Here is an 18,619-nt window from a genome sequence, read left to right on the forward strand (position 1 = left end):
GCTGCATCCTTTTAGCAAGGGCGCGTCAGGCAATTACAAACACAAGAGCCGGGAGACCGAAATGTCGGTAAGTGAACCATCTGATTTTCTGCGAGACGCACTGTGGTGCGAACGCATCTTCAATGGCGACTGGATACGTCCATTGGGCGGCGTCAACAGAGTCATCGAGCCGGCCACCGGCGAGGTACTGACCGTCACCGGTTTAGCCGATGCGGCGGACATCGCGTTTGCCACCCTGACCGCTGCCCGTGTTCAACCGGCCTGGGCGGCATTGGGGCCACGGGAACGCGCAGAGATCTTTCGCAAAGCCGCAGCCCTGGCCCAGCAACACTTCGCCGAATTGGCGCTGTACATCGCTCGGGAAAGTGGCGGCAGCCTGTTCAAGGGTGAACATGAGGTTCGCGAGGCGATCGTCTTGCTGCATCAGGCCGCCGGTCTGCTGTCACAACCCCATGGTGTGGTTCTCCCAAGCGAAGCGGGGCGTTTGTCCTATGCACGCCGGTTGCCCCATGGCGTGGTCGGGGTGATCTCGCCGTTCAACTTTCCCCTGGTGCTCTCCCTGCGTTCGGTGGCACCGGCGCTGGCAGCCGGCAACGCGGTGGTGCTCAAGCCCGATCCGCAGACCCCGGTCAGTGGCGGTTTCATCATTGCCCGGTTGTTCGAGGCGGCCGGTTTGCCAAAAGGATTGCTGCAGGTTTTGCCGGGCGCAGCAGTGGCCGGTGAGGCCCTGTGCCGCGACCCGCATGTTCGGATGATCGCCTTCACCGGTTCTACCGCAGCCGGGCGTAAGGTCGCGGAGGTGGCTGGGCGTCATCTGAAAAAAGTCGCCCTGGAACTGGGTGGCAAGAACTCGTTGATCGTGCTCGAAGATGCCGATCTTGAGTTGGCGGCGAGCAATGCCGCCTGGGGGGCCTGGCTGCACCAGGGGCAAATCTGCATGGCCACCGGACGCATCCTGGCCCATGAATCGATCGCTGAGGAACTGGTCCGCCGGCTGGCAGAGAAAGCCCGGGCGATCACGGTCGGCAATGCCGCTCGTGGCGAGGCGGTATTGGGGCCTTTGATCAACAAACGACAGTTGCAACGCGTGCATGAAATCGTCACGGAGAGTGTGACTGCCGGGGCAACACTGGAAGCCGGCGGTGAGTTTGAACGGCTGTTCTACCAACCTACGGTGCTTTCCGGCGTGCGCCCGGGCATGCGCGCATTCGACGAAGAGATCTTCGGCCCGGTCGCCACGGTGGTGAGTTTTACCAGCGACGATGAGGCCATCGACCTGGCCAACCGCACCGAGTATGGCTTGTCCGCAGGGATCATTTCGCCTTCGGTCGGGCAAGCGATGGCGATTGGCGAACAACTCAATTGCGGCCTGCTGCACATCAACGATCAGACGGTGGCCGACGAGTGCATCAACCCGTTCGGTGGGCGCGGCAGCTCGGGCAATGGCGGCAGCGTTGGCGGCCCGGCCGATTGGGACGAATACACCCAATGGCAGTGGGTGACGGTCAAGGATAAGGCGCCGCGCTACCCGTTCTGACGGCCAGGACCAGACCGACGAAGTCGGGCGAGTACACAAAAATAATAAGAGGACTCAACATGAAACTCGACAACAAGATTGTGCTGGTGACCGGGGTCTCCTCGGGTATCGGCGCCGCCACTGCAAGCCTGCTGCGCGCCCACGGCGCCCAGGTGATTGGCGTCGATCTGAAGCCCCCGCACATGACCCTGGACGGTTTTGTCCAGGGCGATCTGAGCAGTGCCGAGAACATCGACCGGCTGCTGCCGCAGTTGCCGGCACGGATCGACAGCCTGTGCAATATCGCCGGGGTGCCGGGCACCGCAAACCCGCAATTGCTGGCGAAGGTCAATTACCTGGGGTTGCGTCACCTGAGCCAGGCATTGCTGCCGCGCATCACCGCTGGCGGCAGCATCGTCAATATCGCCTCGATCCTCGGCGCCGAGTGGCCATTACGCCTGGAACGGCACAAGGCGCTGGCGCGTATCGAAGGTTTCGCCGCCGCGCAAGCCTGGCTGGCCGAGCACCCGGTACCGGATGAGACCTGCTACCAGTATTTCAAGGAAGCCTTGATCGTCTGGAACTACCTGCAGGCCCAGCCCTGGTTTCTCGAACATTCAGTGCGCATGAACAGCGTGGCGCCGGGCCCGGTCTTCACGCCTATCCTCGGCGACTTCGTGAGCATGCTCGGTGAAGCACGAACCCAGGCCGATGCCCATCGCATGAAACGTCCCGGTTATGCCGATGAGGTGGCGGCGGTGATCGCTTTCCTGTGTGCCGACGAGTCGCGCTGGATCAACGGTGTCAACCTGGCAGTCGATGGCGGATTGGCCTCCACCTACATCTGAAACGCACACCTGTAGACAGCGGCGAAAGCCCCTACAAGTGCAAAGCCATGCCAAAAATAAAAATAATGAGGAGCGTCCATGGACAACGTTAAACGTTGCTTTCGTTTCAAGCATTGCGCCCTGTTTCTGGCGTTATGCAGCGCAGGCGTGATGGTCGAAAGGGCCGAGGCCATGCAAATGGACCTGGGGGATTCGGACTGGAAACTGCGTTGGGACAACACCATCAAGTACAGCCAGGCCTGGCGTCTGCACGGTCAGGACAGCCGATTGGTCAACGCGCCGACCGCCAATGGTCTGTATCCGTCGATCCAGAGTCAGGGCGATAAAAACTTCAGCCGTGGCCTGGTCTCCAACCGTCTGGACCTGTTTTCCGAAATGGACCTGAGCCGCCAAAACTATGGGCTGCGTGTGAGCGGTGCGGCCTGGTACGACGATATTTACAACCAGGACACCGACAGCAGCGAGCAACCGCATTTCCTCAGCGAAACCCGCGAACTTCACGGTCGCGACGCGGAAATTCTCGATGCCTTTGTGTTTCTGCGCGGTGACCTGGGCGAAGACTCCCAGGGCGTGGCGCGTCTGGGCCGGCACAGCCTGATCTACGGGGAAAGCCTGTTCTACGGTGGCAACGGCATCGCCAATGCCCAGGGCCCGACCGATGTGGTCAAGCTGCTCAGCGTGCCGGGGACTCAGTTCAAGGAGATCCTGCGTCCGGTCAACCAGATCTCCGGGCAGTTGCAGATCAACCCGCAGTTGTCGGTGGGTGCTTACTACCAGTTCGAGTGGGAACGTTCCAATCTGCCCGGTGCTGGTAGCTACTTGAGCGATGTCGATGCTATCGGCTACGGCAGCGGTTCGCTGCGCGAAGTGTTCGGCAACGATACGGTGAATGGCGGCGATTTGAAGCCACGAAATTCGGGGCAGGGCGGCATGCAGATTCGCTTCAAACCGACCGGGACCGAACTGGAGCTGGGTTTTTACGCCGCGCAGTATCACGACAAAGCCCCGATCGGCTTGTATGCCTACCTCGACGGTGCAGCCGCGGCGGCCACCGGGCTGCCGATCCTGAGTTCCTATCGTCAGGTCTACGCCGAAGACATCAAGACCGCCGGCGTCAGCTTCTCCACTGCCTATGGGCCGTTCAACTTTGCCGGTGAAACCTCCGTGCGCTGGAATGCGCCGCTGGTGAGCAACCTGCAAGTGGTGACCCCAGGCATGGAGGCCGATGGCGGCGATGACTCACTGTTTGCCCGGGGCAAAACCGCTCACGCCAACCTGTCGGCGATTTACCTGCTATCGCCTGGTGCTTTTTGGGATGGCGGCTCGGCACTGGCCGAACTGGCGTGGAACCGCACCCTGAGCGTCACCGAGAACGCTGCGGCACTGGATTCCAACACAACGCGCGATGCCACTGCGTTGCGGGTATTGGTGGAGCCGGCGTACTTCCAGATTGTCGACGGGATCGACCTGACCGTGCCGATCGGCATGGGCGTGGTGCTCGATGGCCGTTCTTCGGCCGTCAACAAGTCGGGCTTCGGCAATACCCATGCCGGCGACTGGAGTGTCGGGCTCAAGGCGACCTACCTGCAGCGCTGGGATGTCGGCCTCAACTACGTGAACTTCTTCGGGGCCCCGAAAGCCGGGCTGCGCGAGGACGGCAATTTCAGTTACGGGCAGTCGCTGGCCGACCGTGACTTCGTCTCGCTCTACGTGAAAACCTCATTCTAATAAGGTGGATTCGCCATGCAGAACAACGCTTTCCTGAACACTTGCGTCCTCACCGTGGCCCTGGCCGGCATCAGCCTGGCGCAGGCAGCAGTGTCACCTGAACAGGCTGCACGCTTGAAGTCTGAACTGACGCCCCTTGGCGGCGAGCGCGCCGGCAATGCCGATGGCAGCATCCCGGCCTGGGACGGCGGCTACACCAAGGTCGCGCCGGGCTACAAACCGGGTGACAAACGTGCCGATCCATTCGCCGGCGAGAAACCGCTGTATTCGATCAAGGCCTCGAACATGGAGCAGTACGCCAGCGTGCTGGCCGAAGGCACCAAGGTTCTGTTGAAGAAATACCCGGACTATCGCCTGGACATATACCCGACCCATCGCTCGGCGGCGGCCCCGCAATGGGTGTATGACAACACCGGCAAGAATGCCACCCGTGCCACGCTGGATGTGGAAACCGAAAAAGTCGCCAGCGCCTATGGCGGCATTCCGTTCCCGATACCGGAAAATGGCGCGCAAGTGTTGTGGAACTACCGGTTGTCCTGGCAGGGCGGCGAGACCATTAGCGCACCTTTTGATACCTGGCTGATGACCGCCGGTGGCAAGAAGGTCCAGGCGACCCGGGCCCTGTTCAGCTATCAGTTTCCCTACTACTCCGAAAGCGGCAGCCTGGAAAATTTTGCCGGCAAGTACCAGGTTGGCAAGCTGCTGACCGAATTGCCGTCATCCAAGGCCGGCGAAGGCTTGATGACCCACTGGGACATGGACCCGGCCAACCGTGCGGCCTGGCAGTATCTGGTTGGCCAGCGCCGGGTACGCCGAGCGCCGAACATCGCCTACGACACCCCGGACTTCGTCACCTCTGGCGTCGGTCTGTTTGACGAAGCGTTCATGCTGTTCGGGCCTACCGACCGCTACGATCTCAAGCTTGCGGGCAAGAAAGAACTGATCGTCCCCTACAACAATAATCGCGCCGGCCTGGCCAAGAGCGACGACCTGGTCAAACCGAACTTTCTCAATCCTGATCTGGTGCGCTGGGAGAAGCATCGGGTCTGGGTGGTCGAGGCCACGCTCAAATCCGGCAAGCGCCATGTGGTGCCGCATCGGACCTACTACGTCGACGAGGATTCCTGGCAGATCCTGATGGTCGACGGGTATGACGCCCAGGGCAAACTGGGACGGCAGATGTATTCGCTGACGCTGTTGGCGCCAGACCTGCCGGCGCTCACTGCGCAAGTCATGTGGGGCAGCTACAACCTCGATACCGGCGCTTACTTCCTTAACGCTTCGAGCAACGATCTGGCGGTCCAGTACCAGACGATCGCAAAACCTTCGGCTTCCTTTTACACACCGGATGCCATGGCCAACGAAAACATGCGTTGAACCATGGAGCGCTGTGACGGGCGAAAAGCTCGTCGCGGTCGCTGGCGATTTTCCAGGCGGGATAAAGACATGAACGTTGAAAAAAGCTTTGCGAGTTTCGGTCTGCGATGGAGTGCCTGCGCGCTGGCGTTATGTCTGTTGGCGAGCACGTCGATGGTTGCGCAGGCCGCGACGTTTGCGGTACTGCAGCAACCGGCACTGCCGACCGCCAAGGCTGCGCGCGCGGTATTGCTTGGGTTGGCTCGGGCTGGCGAGCGTCTGGTGGCGGTCGGCGAGCGCGGCATCGTGCTGCTTTCGGATGACTCTGGAATGACTTGGCGACAGGCCCGTGTGCCGGTCAGCGTCAGCCTGACCGCGGTGCAATTCGTCGATGCCGAGCAGGGCTGGGCGGTCGGTCATCTGGGCGTGGTGTTGCACACCGAGGACGGCGGTGAAACCTGGCACAAGCAACTCGACGGTGAGCGTGCCGCCGCGCTGGCGGTGCAGGCCGCTGAGCGCGATGCCAATCAACCGGACGGCGCCAGCAACCTGGCGCAGGCACGGCAGATGCTGGACGACGGGCCGGATAAACCGTTTCTCGACCTGTACTTCAGTGACCGCCTGCATGGCTACATCGTTGGCGCCTATAACCAGATCTACCGTACCGACGACGGCGGGCGAAGCTGGCGGCCGTGGATGCAGCATGTGAACAATCCGCAGGGCCTGAACCTGTATGGGATCCGCGCTTCGGGTAACGATCTGCTGCTGGTGGGGGAGCGCGGTTTGCTGTTGCGTTCGACCGATGCCGGGCATTCGTTTCAGCCTCTGAAATCACCTTATGAAGGCAGCTTTTTCGGTCTGCTCGGCACCCGCGGCGGAGCCTTGATTGCCTATGGACTGCGCGGCAATGCCTGGTGGTCCGAGGACCGTGGCAGCAGTTGGCGACGCCTCGACACCGGCATCGAATCAACACTGGCGACAGCCATCGAACTGCGTGACGGCAGCCTGCTGTTGGCCAGCCAGAGCGGTGAACTTTTGTTCAGCCATGACCAGGGCCGCAGCTTCGACAAGCGCCAGAGCCGCAGCGGCGGGACGGTCGCTGCCGTGCAACAGGCAGCCGACGGCGGTCTGGCCAGCGTCGGTTTGAGTGGTGTGGCAACTGATCAGGATCCGCGGGCCTCCGCCAAACCTTGAAACTTCACGGTGTAGCGCTATCGGGCCACGGCCCGTGCAACAGGAGTCAGACTTGAAAGACGACAAAACCCAAACCGTGATCGGCCGCCTGGAAGACTTCGACCAGGCGTCGGGCAACTTCGCCGAGCGAATGATCTTCAACCATCGACCGCTGGTGATCCTGCTGTGTCTGCTGGTGACGCTGGTGCTCGGTTGGCAAGCCACGCGCATCGGTATCAACGCCAGCTATGAGAAGACCATCCCTACGGGGCACCCCTATGTCGCCAACTTCCTGGAGAATCGCAGCGAGTTGAGCGGTCTGGGCAACTCGTTGCGGATCTCCGTGGAGGTCAAACAGGGCAGCATCTTCACCAAGGATTACCTCGACACGCTGGCCAGGCTCAACGACGAGCTCTATCTGCTGCCGGGTGTCGACCGGCCCTACATGAAGTCTTTATGGACCCCGACCACGCGCTGGACCGCGGTGACCGAAGAGGGGCTCGATGGCGGCACCGTGATCCCCGACGACTACGATGGTTCGGCGACCAGTATCGAGCAGGTGCGGACCAACGTCGCGCGTTCTGGTGAGGTCGGTCAATTAGTGGCCGGTAACTTCAAGTCCAGCGTGATCTTCGTGCCGTTGCTCGAAGTCAGTCCGCAGACCGGCAAAGCCCTGGATTATGGCGAGTTTTCCCGACAGCTGGAGGCGTTGCGGGACAAATACCAGACCGATGAACTGCGAATCCACATCACCGGTTTCACCAAGATCGTCGGCGATCTGATCGAGGGGCTGACCCAGGTCTTGTTGTTCTTCGTGATGGCGGTGCTGGTGACCGTGGTGGTGCTTTACGGTTACACCCGCTGCGCGCGCAGCACCCTGGTGGTGGTGACTTGTTCGTTGGTGGCAGTGCTTTGGCAGATGGGCCTGCTCGCGATACTTGGGTATGAGTTGGACCCGTACTCGGCGCTGGTGCCGTTTTTGGTATTCGCCATCGGCATGAGCCACGGCGCGCAGAAGATGAACGGCATCATGCAGGACGTCGGTCGCGGCACCCACCGGGTGGTGGCCGCGCGTTATACCTTCCGCCGACTGTTTGCCGCCGGCATGACCGCGTTGCTCTGTGATGCGGTGGGCTTCGCCGTGTTGCTGCTGATCAACATCCGGGTGATTCAGGACCTGGCGATCACCGCCAGCCTCGGCGTGGCGGTGCTGATTTTCACCAACCTGATTCTGCTGCCGATCCTGCTCAGCTATATCGGTGTCAGCCCGGCAGCGGCGCAACGCAGCCTGAGTTCGGAAACCGCCGAGCTGCAGGCGCAGATCAAGCATCCGTTGTGGCGTGTGCTGGATTTGTTCACCCAGCGGCGCTGGGCCATTGGCGCCATGCTGGGCGGCCTGCTGCTGGCAGCGTTTGGTTTTGCCGTGAGCCTGAACCTGAAAATCGGCGATCTCGATCCTGGTGCTCCGGAGTTGCGCGCCGACTCGCGCTACAACCGCGACGCGCTGTTCATGACCCAAAACTATGCGGCCAGTTCGGATATTTTCGTGATCATGATCAAGACGCCGGAAGATCAGTGCACGCGCTACGCCAGCCTGTCTGCGGTGGATGCGTTGGCTTGGCAACTGGAGCAATTGCCTGGCGTGGAGTCGACCACTTCAATGGCGGCGTTGAGCAAGATCGCCACGGCCGGCTACAACGAAGGCAACTTCAAGTGGTATGAGCTGATCCCCAATGACGGCGCGCTGGGCGCCGTGCAGACCCGGGCACCGCGGGAGCTGTTCAATCAGGGCTGTTCGATGCTGTCGCTGTACGTTTACCTGTCCGATCACAAGGCCGATACCCTGAATCGGGTGGTGGAGGCGAGCGAGGCCTTCATCGCAGCGCATCAGGTGCCAGAGGTCAAATTCATGCTGGCCGCCGGCAGCGCCGGAATCGAAGCCGCGACCAATATCGTGGTGAAAAAATCCATGCACGAGATGCTGTTCTGGGTCTACGGCGCGGTCAGCCTGCTATGCCTGCTGACCTTCCGCAGCTGGCGTGCAACCCTGTGCGCGATGCTGCCGCTGATGCTCACCTCGATTCTGTGCGAGGCGCTGATGGTGGGGCTGGGTATGGGGGTGAAAGTCGCAACCCTGCCGGTAATCGCACTGGGCGTGGGCATTGGCATCGACTACGCACTGTATGTCTTGAGTGTGATCCTGGCTCGAATGCGTGCCGGCGACACCCTGGCCCAGGCGTATTACCAGGCGCTGCTGTTCACCGGCAAAGTGGTGTTGCTGACCGGCATGACCCTGGCGGTTGCAGTGTCGACCTGGGCGTTCTCACCGATCAAGTTCCAGGCCGACATGGGTATTCTGCTGGCGTTCATGTTCCTGGTGAACATGCTCGGTGCCCTGATTCTGCTGCCGGCTCTGGCCTGGTTGCTGCTGCCGCAGAAGGTCTTCGCAAAAAAGCCTGAAGCGAGCTTGCTTGTGCAGTGGGTCAAGGAGGGCTGAAGGGCTCGGCACGCGGGACCCTGTGGGAGCGGGCTTGCTCGCGAAGACGGCGGTACAGGCAACATCGATGTCGTCTGATACTCCGCCTTCGCGAGCGAGCCCGCTCCCACAGGTCTCGCGTTTTAACTGATGGGGTTCAGGCCTTGGCCTTTTCCATCGATACCGTAAGTGGGGCCGAACGGGCAATCACGCTGATGATCGCCAGTGCTGCAATCAGCAGCCCGGGCGAGGTCGCCAGCAATACCCCGGTGGTACCGGCCCCAGCCGCCAGAATCTGCCCCGCGGCCAACGGCCCGGCCACCGATCCGAGGCGACCGATAGCCACCGCCGCGCCGACGCCGGTGGCACGCACCGAAGTCGGGTACGACGGCGGTGCCAGGGCGTAAAGCACCAGCTGCGCGGCCATTACAAACAACCCGGCGGAAAAACCGGCGATGGCCATGGGGACGATGCCCACCGACAGACCGACCCCGGCCAGCGCCGCCAGCAACCCGGCGTAGACAAACAGCACCACTTTGATGCCGTTGCAGCGATCCAGCAGCAGCCCGCCGAGCAGGGAACCGAGGGCGCCGCCGATGTTGAACAGCATCTGCACCAGGCCTGCCTGGGGTTTGCTGAAACCCTGTTCCAGCAACAGCGATGGCAGCCAGTTGAGCAGCATGTACATCACGGTCAGGGTGAAGAAGTAGCTCAACCACAATGCCAGGGTGACGCGGGTCCGGTCTTCGCCGAACAGCGCCTGGCCGGTTGACGCGCGCGCCACGTTGACGCTGCCTTGTTGCTGGCGAAAGGCGCTGGACTCAGGCAGCAGCAGGACCATCAACGGCACCACCAGCAAAGGCACGAGACCACCGATGATGAAGGTCATCTGCCAATGCTCGGCAAACAGCATGGCGACTACCGCCGCCAGCGCGCCGCCCAACGGCACGCCGGCATACATGATGCTGATCGCGGTGCCGCGACGTTGCTCACCCACGGCTTCGGCACACAGCGCGATCAGGTTGGGCAGGGCGGCACCCAGGCCCAGGCCCGTCATGAAGCGCGCCAGCAGCAGGCCGGAAAAACTGCTGACATAGGCCGTGTTGAGGGAGAACACGCCGAACAGCAGCACGGCGCCGATGAGGATTTTCTTGCGGCCGATGCGATCGGCGATCCAGCCGCCGAAGAAGGCGCCCGGCAGCAAACCGATGATGCCGGCGCTGAATACCCAACCCATCATTTTCGGGTCCAGGGCAAAGGTCTGGCGCAGGCCCGCGGCGGCAGTGCCGGCGGCTTGCAGGTCGAAACCTTCGATCAGTGCAACGATAAAACACAGGGCGATGGTCAGCGTCGTGCGACGTGATGGGGTGTCCATGGCGAACCTCATTATTGTTTTTGTTGGGGCTTATGGGGGAACGCGAGCCTGATTGCTGTAGGCGATAACAGGCTGAAATTAAGATTAACAAAGATAACTAAAAAATGAATGACCAAGGGTTTTTACTGAAAAAAGCCATTAAATTCATTTAAATCAATGTGATGACATAAGGTGGAAGATGTATTTATAAAATAGATAATAATATTAATGTTCGATTATCGGTCATTGTGGATTGACGCCACCCTCAGGCGTTTCCATTCTCTGACCGGAGATCCTTGGGGCAACCCGACGATCCCGTTCTAAAAACAACAACAATAAGTGGACATCGAACATGCCAAATCTCCCTCGGGACGCCCTCGTGGCGATCTCAACCTTACCTGTTCGCGCACGTCATCTGGCCCTGTTGGGTTTGAGTGTGATTGCCACTCCGGCGCTGGCCGAAGGCTTTATCGATGACAGTCACGGCACCTTGACCCTGCGCAATTACTACCTGGATCGGGACTACAAGGACGACGGGGCGAAGACCGCGGCCCGGGAATGGGCCCAGGGTTTCATCATGAATATGGAGTCGGGCTTTACCCCGGGGACTGTTGGTTTTGGCCTGGACGCTCGCGGCCTGATGGGCGTCAAGCTGGACTCGTCGCCCGACCGCAGCGGCACCGAGTTGTTGCCGGTGTCCGCCAGCGACAAGCGTGCGGCGGACGAGTATTCGCGCCTGGCCATGACCGCCAAGATGCGTTTTGCCCAGACCACGGTGAAGACCGGCGATGTATCGATCTTCCTGCCGTTCGCTTTCGCCAGTCCGTCACGGCTGCTGCCGCAGACGTTTCGTGGCACCACCCTCAGTTCAAAGGACATCGACGGGCTGACCTTCAACACCGGCTACATCGATCGCATCAACAAGCGTGATTCCACCGACTACCAGCCGATGAGCATTGCCTCGCCGAACCGGCGTTTCAACGGAGCGGCCACCTCATCGCACATGGCTTATGTCGGCGGCGATTATCAGGTGAACAAGGACCTCAGTCTGCGTGCCTATCACGCCGAAGTGGCGGACTTGTATCAGCAGAACACCCTGGCGCTGCTGCACAATCTACAGGTGGGCGAGGGCACGCTGACCACTGATTTGCGCAGTTTTTTCAGCGACGAGGACGGCAGCGCCAAGGCCGGCAAGGTGGACAACCGCAACCTGTCGGCGCTGTTCGGCTATCGCTTTGGCGGCCATCGCCTGAGCCTGGGCTATATGCACTCCAGTGGTGACACCGCGACGCCTTACGTGTCGGGCACCGAGTTGATGGGCATGAGTGAGCTGACCATGAGCTCGGACTTTCTCAATGCCAAGGAGCGGACCTGGCAGGCGATCTACGACTATGACTTCGCCGCCGTCGGGGTGCCCGGGCTGAAGAGCCGGCTACGTTATGTTCGCGGTGACCATATCGAGCTGACGGCGCTGAATGCCGACGACCGCAAGGAGCGAGAATTCCAGATGGAGCTGGGGTATGTGATCCAGAGTGGCCCGCTGAAGAACGTCGGGCTGATGGCGCGCAAGTCGATCTATCGCAATGACTTCCCCACCGGCGCGGCGTTTCGCGATGAAAACCAGACCCGCTTTCTGGTGCTCTACACCGTACCGATCTGGTAAGTCGTTTTTACCTGCCACGACGCCGGCCGTTCCCCCCAGGAACGCGCCGGCGTTGGCGTTTCAGGCCTGGTAGACCTTTTTCAGCAGCCTGAGCAGCTCTTCGCGTTCCTGGCTGTCGAGGTTGGACGTTGCATCCATGTCGCTCTCGGCGGCGATCAGTTTTAGCTCCTTGAGCAGGGCCTCGCCGGTCTTGCTGAGAAAAATCCCATAGGAGCGCTTGTCCGGTTTGCAGCGCACCCGCACCGCCAATGCCCGGCTTTCCAGTTTGTTCAGCAGCGGCACCACTTGCGGTGGCTCGATGGTCAAGGCCTTGGCCAGGTCGGCCTGCATCAACCCGGGGTTCTGGTCGATGATCGCCAGGGCCGAGAACTGGGCCGGTCGCAAGTCGTGGGCCGAGAGCCGGCCAATGAGGTTCTGGAACAGTTTCAGCTGCGCCCGGCGCATGGCGTAACCGATCAGGTCGTCCAGGGCGGAATCCAGCGGCGCCTGGGTTTCGGCGCTGTCGGCAGGGGCCTCGGGGGCGGCGGCAATCTTGGAAGACTTGGCCATTGCAGGGTGAATCCTCAGCTGGCGGTTAAGAAGACTATCTAGTTTGCCGAGATTGGCCGTGGATAGCCACGACCTCTTTCATATCTCTGCGCGCTGCGCCCGTTTCAGGCACGAAAACAGTTCGGTTAATTTTATTAATAGTTAATTGACATAACTATATTTGCGGTTTAGTTTTTACCCATCGTCAAGCCAAGAACAAGAGAGCATCACCATGAGCAATTACGAAGGTCGCTGGACAACGGTCAAAGTGGAAGTCGAGGAAGGCATCGCCTGGGTCATCCTCAACCGCCCGGAAAAACGCAATGCCATGAGCCCGACCCTGAACCGCGAGATGATCGACGTTCTGGAAACCCTGGAGCAGGATCCAGACGCCGGTGTGCTGGTGCTGACCGGCGCGGGCGAAGCCTGGACCGCGGGCATGGACCTCAAGGAATACTTTCGCGAAGTGGACGCCGGCCCGGAAATCCTTCAGGAAAAAATCCGCCGCGAAGCCTCTCAATGGCAATGGAAACTGCTGCGCATGTACGCCAAGCCGACCATCGCCATGGTCAACGGCTGGTGCTTCGGTGGCGGTTTCAGCCCGCTGGTGGCCTGCGACCTGGCGATCTGCGCCGATGAAGCGACCTTCGGCCTGTCGGAAATCAACTGGGGCATCCCGCCGGGCAACCTGGTGAGCAAGGCCATGGCTGACACCGTGGGCCATCGCCAGTCGCTGTACTACATCATGACCGGCAAGACCTTTGACGGGCAGAAAGCCGCCGAGATGGGCCTGGTCAACGAGAGTGTTCCGCTGGCGCAATTGCGTGAAGTGACGATCGAACTGGCGCGTAACCTGCTGGAGAAAAACCCGGTGGTGCTGCGCGCGGCCAAGCATGGCTTCAAGCGTTGCCGCGAACTCACTTGGGAGCAGAACGAAGATTACCTGTACGCCAAGCTCGATCAGTCGCGCCTGCTGGACACCGAAGGTGGCCGCGAGCAGGGCATGAAGCAGTTCCTCGACGACAAGAGCATCAAGCCCGGTTTGCAGGCTTATAAACGCTGAGCCCTGGCGTTGAGAACAAGGCGAGCTGGCCGGGCGATCGAGCGTCCGCCAGCTGTTCGCCCCGGCGCCCAGGCGCTACTGTGAACCCCTCGACTGTATTCCCGATAAAGACAATAAAGAGGAATCACCATGCTGGACGTGCCCCTGCTGATCGGCGGCCAGTCGTGCCCCGCCCGAGACGGTCGAACCTTCGAACGGCGTAATCCGGTGACCGGCGAAGTCGTGTCGCGAGTTGCCGCCGCCACCCTGGAAGATGCCGATGCTGCCGTTGCTGCGGCTAAAGCGGCATTCCCCGCCTGGGCGGCCCTGGCCCCCAATGAACGACGCACTCGGTTGCTGCGCGCGGCCGAGCAGTTGCAGGCCCGCAGCGCGGAATTCATCGCGGCGGCCGGCGAGACCGGCGCCATGGCCAACTGGTACGGCTTCAATGTGCATCTGGCCTCCAACATGCTGCGCGAAGCCGCGTGCATGACCACCCAAATCAACGGCGAAGTCATTCCCTCCGATGTGCCCGGCAGCTTCGCCATGGCCCTGCGGCAACCCTGCGGCGTGGTGCTGGGCATCGCGCCCTGGAACGCCCCGGTGATCCTCGCCACCCGCGCCATCGCCATGCCGCTGGCCTGCGGCAACACCGTGGTGCTCAAGGCGTCGGAACTGAGCCCGGCGGTGCACCGGCTGATCGGCCAGGTGTTGCAAGACGCCGGCCTCGGCGATGGCGTGGTCAACGTCATCAGCAACGCGCCCCAGGATGCTCCGGCGATTGTCGAGCGGTTGATCGCCAACCCGGCGGTGCGTCGGGTCAACTTTACCGGCTCGACCCATGTCGGGCGCATCGTCGGTGAACTGTCGGCGCGTCATCTCAAACCGGCGTTGCTGGAACTGGGCGGCAAGGCGCCGTTCCTGGTGCTGGAGGATGCCGATCTGGATGCAGCGGTGGAGGCCGCAGCCTTCGGCGCCTTCTTCAACCAGGGACAGATTTGCATGTCCACCGAGCGCCTGATCGTCGATGCCAAGGTGGCCGATGCCTTTGTTGCCAAACTGGCGGCGAAGATCGCCACCTTGCCCGCCGGCAACCCCAATGCCGAAGGTTCGGTGCTCGGTTCTCTGGTGGACAGCAGCGCAGGTGAACGCATCAAACTGTTGATCGACGATGCCCTCGACAAGGGCGCAACCCTGGTCACGGGTGGCCAGCTGGAGGGCAGCATTCTGCAGCCGACCTTGCTCGATGGCGTCACCGACGCCATGCGTCTGTACCGCGAAGAGTCCTTTGGCCCGGTGGCGGTGGTGCTGCGCGGTGAGGGCGACGAAGAGCTGCTGCGCCTGGCCAACGATTCCGAGTTCGGCTTGTCGGCGGCGATCTTCAGTCGCGACACCGGCCGTGCGCTGGCCATGGCCCAGCGAGTCGAGTCGGGCATCTGCCACATCAACGGCCCGACCGTGCACGACGAGGCGCAGATGCCGTTCGGCGGGGTCAAGTCCAGCGGCTATGGCAGTTTTGGCGGCAAGGCGTCCATCGAGCACTTCACCCAATTGCGTTGGGTGACCTTGCAGAACGGACCGCGGCACTACCCGATCTGAGCAGCCGTCGCAGCGTCGGGCGACGCACGCTTGAGAGCGATCGTCGCCCGCGTGCACGCCAGACATAACAATAACAAGGCTGCGATGCCCCGGTTGACCGCTTCCCGGCGGACCGGTGGCGTGCCTTGATGGAGAACAAGCACGTGAGTTCCGAATTCAGATCGCCACCCCAGACCGAGGCCAACGCGCCGCGCTATCGCCAGGTGTCCATCGGCCGCCCTGCGGTCGAGGTCAGCGAGGAGCAGGGCATATTGCATATGCGCTCCCTGGAGCCCTTGGCCGAGTTGCCCGTACGCTTGCTCGATCGCCTGGTGCATTGGGCCCGGGTGCGCCCGCAACAGACCTTTATCGCCGCTCGCCAGGAGGGCGGCGACTGGCGCCGGGTGAGTTACGCCGAGATGCTGACCAGTGTCCGCGCCATTGCCCAAAGCCTATTGGGTTATGGGCTTTCGGCAGAGCGCCCGCTGGCGATCCTCTCGGGCAACGACATCGAGCATTTACAGATTGCCCTGGGCGCGATGTATGCCGGGATTCCTTATTGCCCGGTCTCTCCTGCCTATTCGTTGTTGTCCCAGGATTTCGCCAAGCTGCGGCATGTCTGCAATTTGTTGCAGCCGGGCCTGGTGTTCGTCAGCGACGCCGCGGTCTATCAGCGGGCGATCGATGCGGTGCTGCCGGCCGAAACGCCGCTGATCAGCGTGCGCGGCCAAATACCGGGTCGCAATCAGGTGAGTTTTGCCAGCCTGCTGGCGCAGCCCGGTGGTGCCGAGGCCGATTGCGCCTTCACGGCTACCGGGCCGGACAGCATCGCCAAATTTCTGTTTACCTCAGGCTCCACCAAACTGCCCAAGGCAGTGATCACCACCCAGCGCATGCTCTGCGCCAACCAGCAGATGCTGTTGCAGACCTTTCCGGTGTTCGGCGAAGAACCTCCGGTGCTGGTGGACTGGTTGCCGTGGAATCACACCTTCGGCGGCAGCCACAACGTCGGCATCGTGCTGTACAACGGCGGCACCTTTTACCTGGACGACGGCAAGCCGACCGTCCAGGGGTTTGCTGAAACACTGCGCAACCTCAAGGAAATATCGCCCACCGCGTACCTCACCGTGCCCAAGGGCTGGGAAGAACTGGTCAACGCGCTGGAGCAGGATGGCGAGTTGCGCGAATGTTTCTTCTCGCGCATGAAGCTGTTCTTTTTCGCCGCCGCCGGTTTGTCCCAACGGGTTTGGGATCGCCTGGACCGGGTCGCCGAACAGCATTGTGGCGAACGCATTCGCATGATGGCCGGGCTCGGCATGACCGAGGCGTCGCCGTCCTGCACGTTCACCACCGGGCCGCTGTCCATGGCCGGCTATATCGGCCTGCCGGCTCCCGGTTGCGAAGTGCGCTTGGTGCCGGTGGACGGCAAGCTGGAGGGGCGTTTTCGCGGGCCGCACATCATGCCCGGTTACTGGCGCGCGCCGCAGCAGACTGCCGAGGTGTTCGACGAACAGGGTTTCTACTGTTCCGGCGATGCGCTGAAACTGGCTGACCCCCGTGATCCGCAACTGGGACTGATGTTCGACGGGCGCATCGCCGAGGACTTCAAACTCAGCTCCGGCGTGTTTGTCAGCGTCGGCCCGCTGCGCAATCGCGCGGTGCTAGAAGGTACGCCCTATGTTCAGGACTTGGTGGTGGCCGCGCCGGATCGCGAATGCCTGGGTGCACTGGTCTTTCCCCGGATGTATGAATGCCGACGTCTGGCCGGCTTGAGTGCCCACGCCAGCGATGCCGAGGTCCTGGCCAGCGCGCCGGTGCGTCAGTGGTTCAGCGATTGGCTACAGCGGCTCAACCGCGACGCCACCGGTAATGCCAGCCGCCTGGAATGGATCGCGCTGCTCGACGAACCCGCCTCTATCGACCGCGGGGAAATCACCGACAAGGGCTCAATCAACCAGCGCGCGGTGCTGCAATGGCGCGCCGACAAGGTCGAGGCGCTGTATCGCGGCGAAGAACCTTCCATCCTGCGTGCCGGACCTCTGTCGTGAGCAGCGCGGGGCAGTATTCGAGCTTTAGCGATGTGGCGATTTTCGAAGCACTGCGCACGCCTTGGGTCGATCTCGGTGGGGCCTTGGCCCAGGTTTCGCCGATCGACCTGGGGATCAAGGTCGGGCGCGAGGTGCTGGCCCGCGCGGCTATTGATCCATCCTCGGTCGATAGCGTGCTCGCCGGCTCGATGGCTCAGGCCAGTTTTGATGCTTACCTGCTGCCTCGGCATATCGGCCTTTACAGTGGCGTGCCGCAAGAGACTCCGGCGCTGGGTGTGCAGCGCATCTGCGCCACCGGTTTCGAACTCTTGCGGCAGGCCGCCAGGCAGCTGGATGACGGTGTGCAATTAGCCTTGTGTGTGGCGGCCGAATCGATGTCGCGTAACCCGATTGCCGCTTACACCCACCGCAGCGGTTTCCGGCTCGGTGCCGAGGTGGCGTTCAAGGATTTTCTCTGGGAAGCCCTCTACGACCCGGCCCCAGGCGTCGACATGATCACCACCGCCGACAACCTGGCTCGGCGGCATGGTCTGAGCCGCGAAGAAGTGGATCGGTTCGCCCTCGACAGCCATCAATTGGCGCTGCAGGCCCAGGCTGACGGCTGGTTTGAACCGGAGCTGGTGGCGCTCGGCAATGAGCGCTTTGAACTGGCCGGCTATCAGCCACGCAGTATCCAGTTGCCACGGGGTGTAGACCGCGTGACTCGCGATAGTCATCCGCGACCCACCGATCTGGACACCTTGGGCCGGTTGCGGGCGGTGCATGTGGGTGGTGTGCAAACGGCCGGCAACAGTTGCGCGGTGGTTGATGGCGCGGCGGCCGCGCTGGTGGGGCGAGCCTCTGCGGCCCGGCGTCCGGTATTGGCTCATTTGCTGGCGAGTGCCGTGGTAGGCGTGGCACCGGAATTCATGGGGATAGGGCCGGCGCCAGCCATCCAGTTGCTCTTGCAACGTAGCGGGATGTCCCTTGGCGAAATCGGTTTGCTGGAGATCAATGAGGCCCAGGCCGCTCAGGTATTGGCTGTGGCCCAGGCGCTTGAACTGGACGGCGACCGGCTCAACCGGCGGGGCGGCTCGATTGCTTTGGGGCATCCTTTGGCCGCTACAGGTTTGCGCCTGGTGCTGACCCTGGCCAGGCAACTGCGCGAGGGTAATCTGCGTTATGGCATCGCCGCCGCGTGTGTCGGTGGCGGGCAGGGCATGGCTCTGCTGATCGAAAACCCGGCCTATCAAGGCTGAGGCAGAACACCGCGGCCTCTGCCCAAACCTGGCGTCACTCTCTTGCGTTACTATGCAGACCCACCTTTCTG

At 61.9% G+C, this 18,619-nt stretch carries 13 protein-coding genes; 11 read left to right on the plus strand and 2 right to left on the minus strand.

Features of this window, described 5'->3' with window-relative positions; genetic code table 11:
* Positions 1-61 precede the first annotated feature (61 nt).
* The 6 genes from PSH88_RS13775 to PSH88_RS13800 all read left to right on the plus strand — a co-directional run bounded on the left by PSH88_RS13775 (position 62) and on the right by PSH88_RS13800 (position 9,118).
* The gene (locus PSH88_RS13775) at positions 62-1,537 is read left to right on the plus strand and encodes a benzaldehyde dehydrogenase (RefSeq protein WP_305426803.1); all 1,476 of its coding nucleotides are present in this window, start codon (positions 62-64) and stop codon (positions 1,535-1,537) included.
* Between the two features lie 59 nt (positions 1,538-1,596).
* The gene (locus PSH88_RS13780; RefSeq protein ID WP_305426804.1) at positions 1,597-2,364 is read left to right on the plus strand and encodes a coniferyl-alcohol dehydrogenase; all 768 of its coding nucleotides are present in this window, start codon (positions 1,597-1,599) and stop codon (positions 2,362-2,364) included.
* A 78-nt stretch (positions 2,365-2,442) separates the two neighbouring features.
* Positions 2,443-4,092: a DUF1302 domain-containing protein gene (locus PSH88_RS13785; protein WP_305426805.1), complete on the plus strand. Its 1,650-nt coding sequence runs from the start codon at positions 2,443-2,445 to the stop codon at positions 4,090-4,092.
* Positions 4,093-4,107: 15 nt separating this feature from the next.
* Positions 4,108-5,469 carry a DUF1329 domain-containing protein gene (locus tag PSH88_RS13790; protein ID WP_305426806.1) on the plus strand — a complete coding sequence of 454 codons (1,362 nt, stop codon included), beginning with the start codon at positions 4,108-4,110 and terminating at the stop codon, positions 5,467-5,469.
* Between the two features lie 69 nt (positions 5,470-5,538).
* On the plus strand, positions 5,539-6,642 hold the full coding sequence (locus PSH88_RS13795) for a WD40/YVTN/BNR-like repeat-containing protein (RefSeq protein ID WP_305426807.1): 1,104 nt from the start codon (positions 5,539-5,541) through the stop codon (positions 6,640-6,642).
* 52 nt (positions 6,643-6,694) lie between these two features.
* Entirely contained in the window at positions 6,695-9,118 is a 2,424-nt protein-coding gene (locus PSH88_RS13800; protein WP_305426808.1) for an efflux RND transporter permease subunit, read from the plus strand.
* Positions 9,119-9,254: 136 nt separating this feature from the next.
* Here the strand turns inward: PSH88_RS13800 and mhpT are convergent, their stop codons facing one another.
* Positions 9,255-10,472 (minus strand): 3-(3-hydroxy-phenyl)propionate transporter MhpT, encoded by a 1,218-nt coding sequence (mhpT, locus tag PSH88_RS13805; RefSeq protein WP_305426809.1) that lies wholly within the window; start codon positions 10,470-10,472, stop codon positions 9,255-9,257.
* 331 nt (positions 10,473-10,803) lie between these two features.
* Here mhpT and PSH88_RS13810 point away from each other — a divergent pair, with 331 nt between their 5' ends.
* On the plus strand, positions 10,804-12,114 hold the full coding sequence (locus tag PSH88_RS13810) for an OprD family porin (RefSeq protein WP_305426810.1): 1,311 nt from the start codon (positions 10,804-10,806) through the stop codon (positions 12,112-12,114).
* A 60-nt stretch (positions 12,115-12,174) separates the two neighbouring features.
* On the opposite strand, the gene PSH88_RS13815 is transcribed toward PSH88_RS13810, so the two are convergent.
* Entirely contained in the window at positions 12,175-12,663 is a 489-nt protein-coding gene (locus PSH88_RS13815) for a MarR family winged helix-turn-helix transcriptional regulator (protein ID WP_063340120.1), read from the minus strand.
* 211 nt (positions 12,664-12,874) lie between these two features.
* On the opposite strand from PSH88_RS13815, the gene PSH88_RS13820 reads away from it, so the two are divergent.
* From PSH88_RS13820 to PSH88_RS13835, 4 genes are all read left to right on the plus strand, one after another.
* Positions 12,875-13,705: a p-hydroxycinnamoyl CoA hydratase/lyase gene (locus tag PSH88_RS13820; RefSeq protein ID WP_305426811.1), complete on the plus strand. Its 831-nt coding sequence runs from the start codon at positions 12,875-12,877 to the stop codon at positions 13,703-13,705.
* A 129-nt stretch (positions 13,706-13,834) separates the two neighbouring features.
* Positions 13,835-15,283 carry an aldehyde dehydrogenase gene (locus PSH88_RS13825; protein ID WP_305426812.1) on the plus strand — a complete coding sequence of 483 codons (1,449 nt, stop codon included), beginning with the start codon at positions 13,835-13,837 and terminating at the stop codon, positions 15,281-15,283.
* Between the two features lie 143 nt (positions 15,284-15,426).
* Positions 15,427-17,310, plus strand: a complete 1,884-nt coding sequence (locus PSH88_RS13830) for a feruloyl-CoA synthase (RefSeq protein ID WP_305426813.1) — start codon at positions 15,427-15,429, stop codon at positions 17,308-17,310.
* On the plus strand, positions 17,307-18,548 hold the full coding sequence (locus PSH88_RS13835; protein WP_305426814.1) for a thiolase family protein: 1,242 nt from the start codon (positions 17,307-17,309) through the stop codon (positions 18,546-18,548). Before PSH88_RS13830 ends, PSH88_RS13835 begins: the two co-directional genes overlap by 4 nt.
* Positions 18,549-18,619: the final 71 nt, after the last annotated feature.

Origin of the sequence: Pseudomonas wuhanensis (genome assembly GCF_030687395.1) — a bacterium.
GTDB lineage: Bacteria > Pseudomonadota > Gammaproteobacteria > Pseudomonadales > Pseudomonadaceae > Aquipseudomonas > Aquipseudomonas wuhanensis.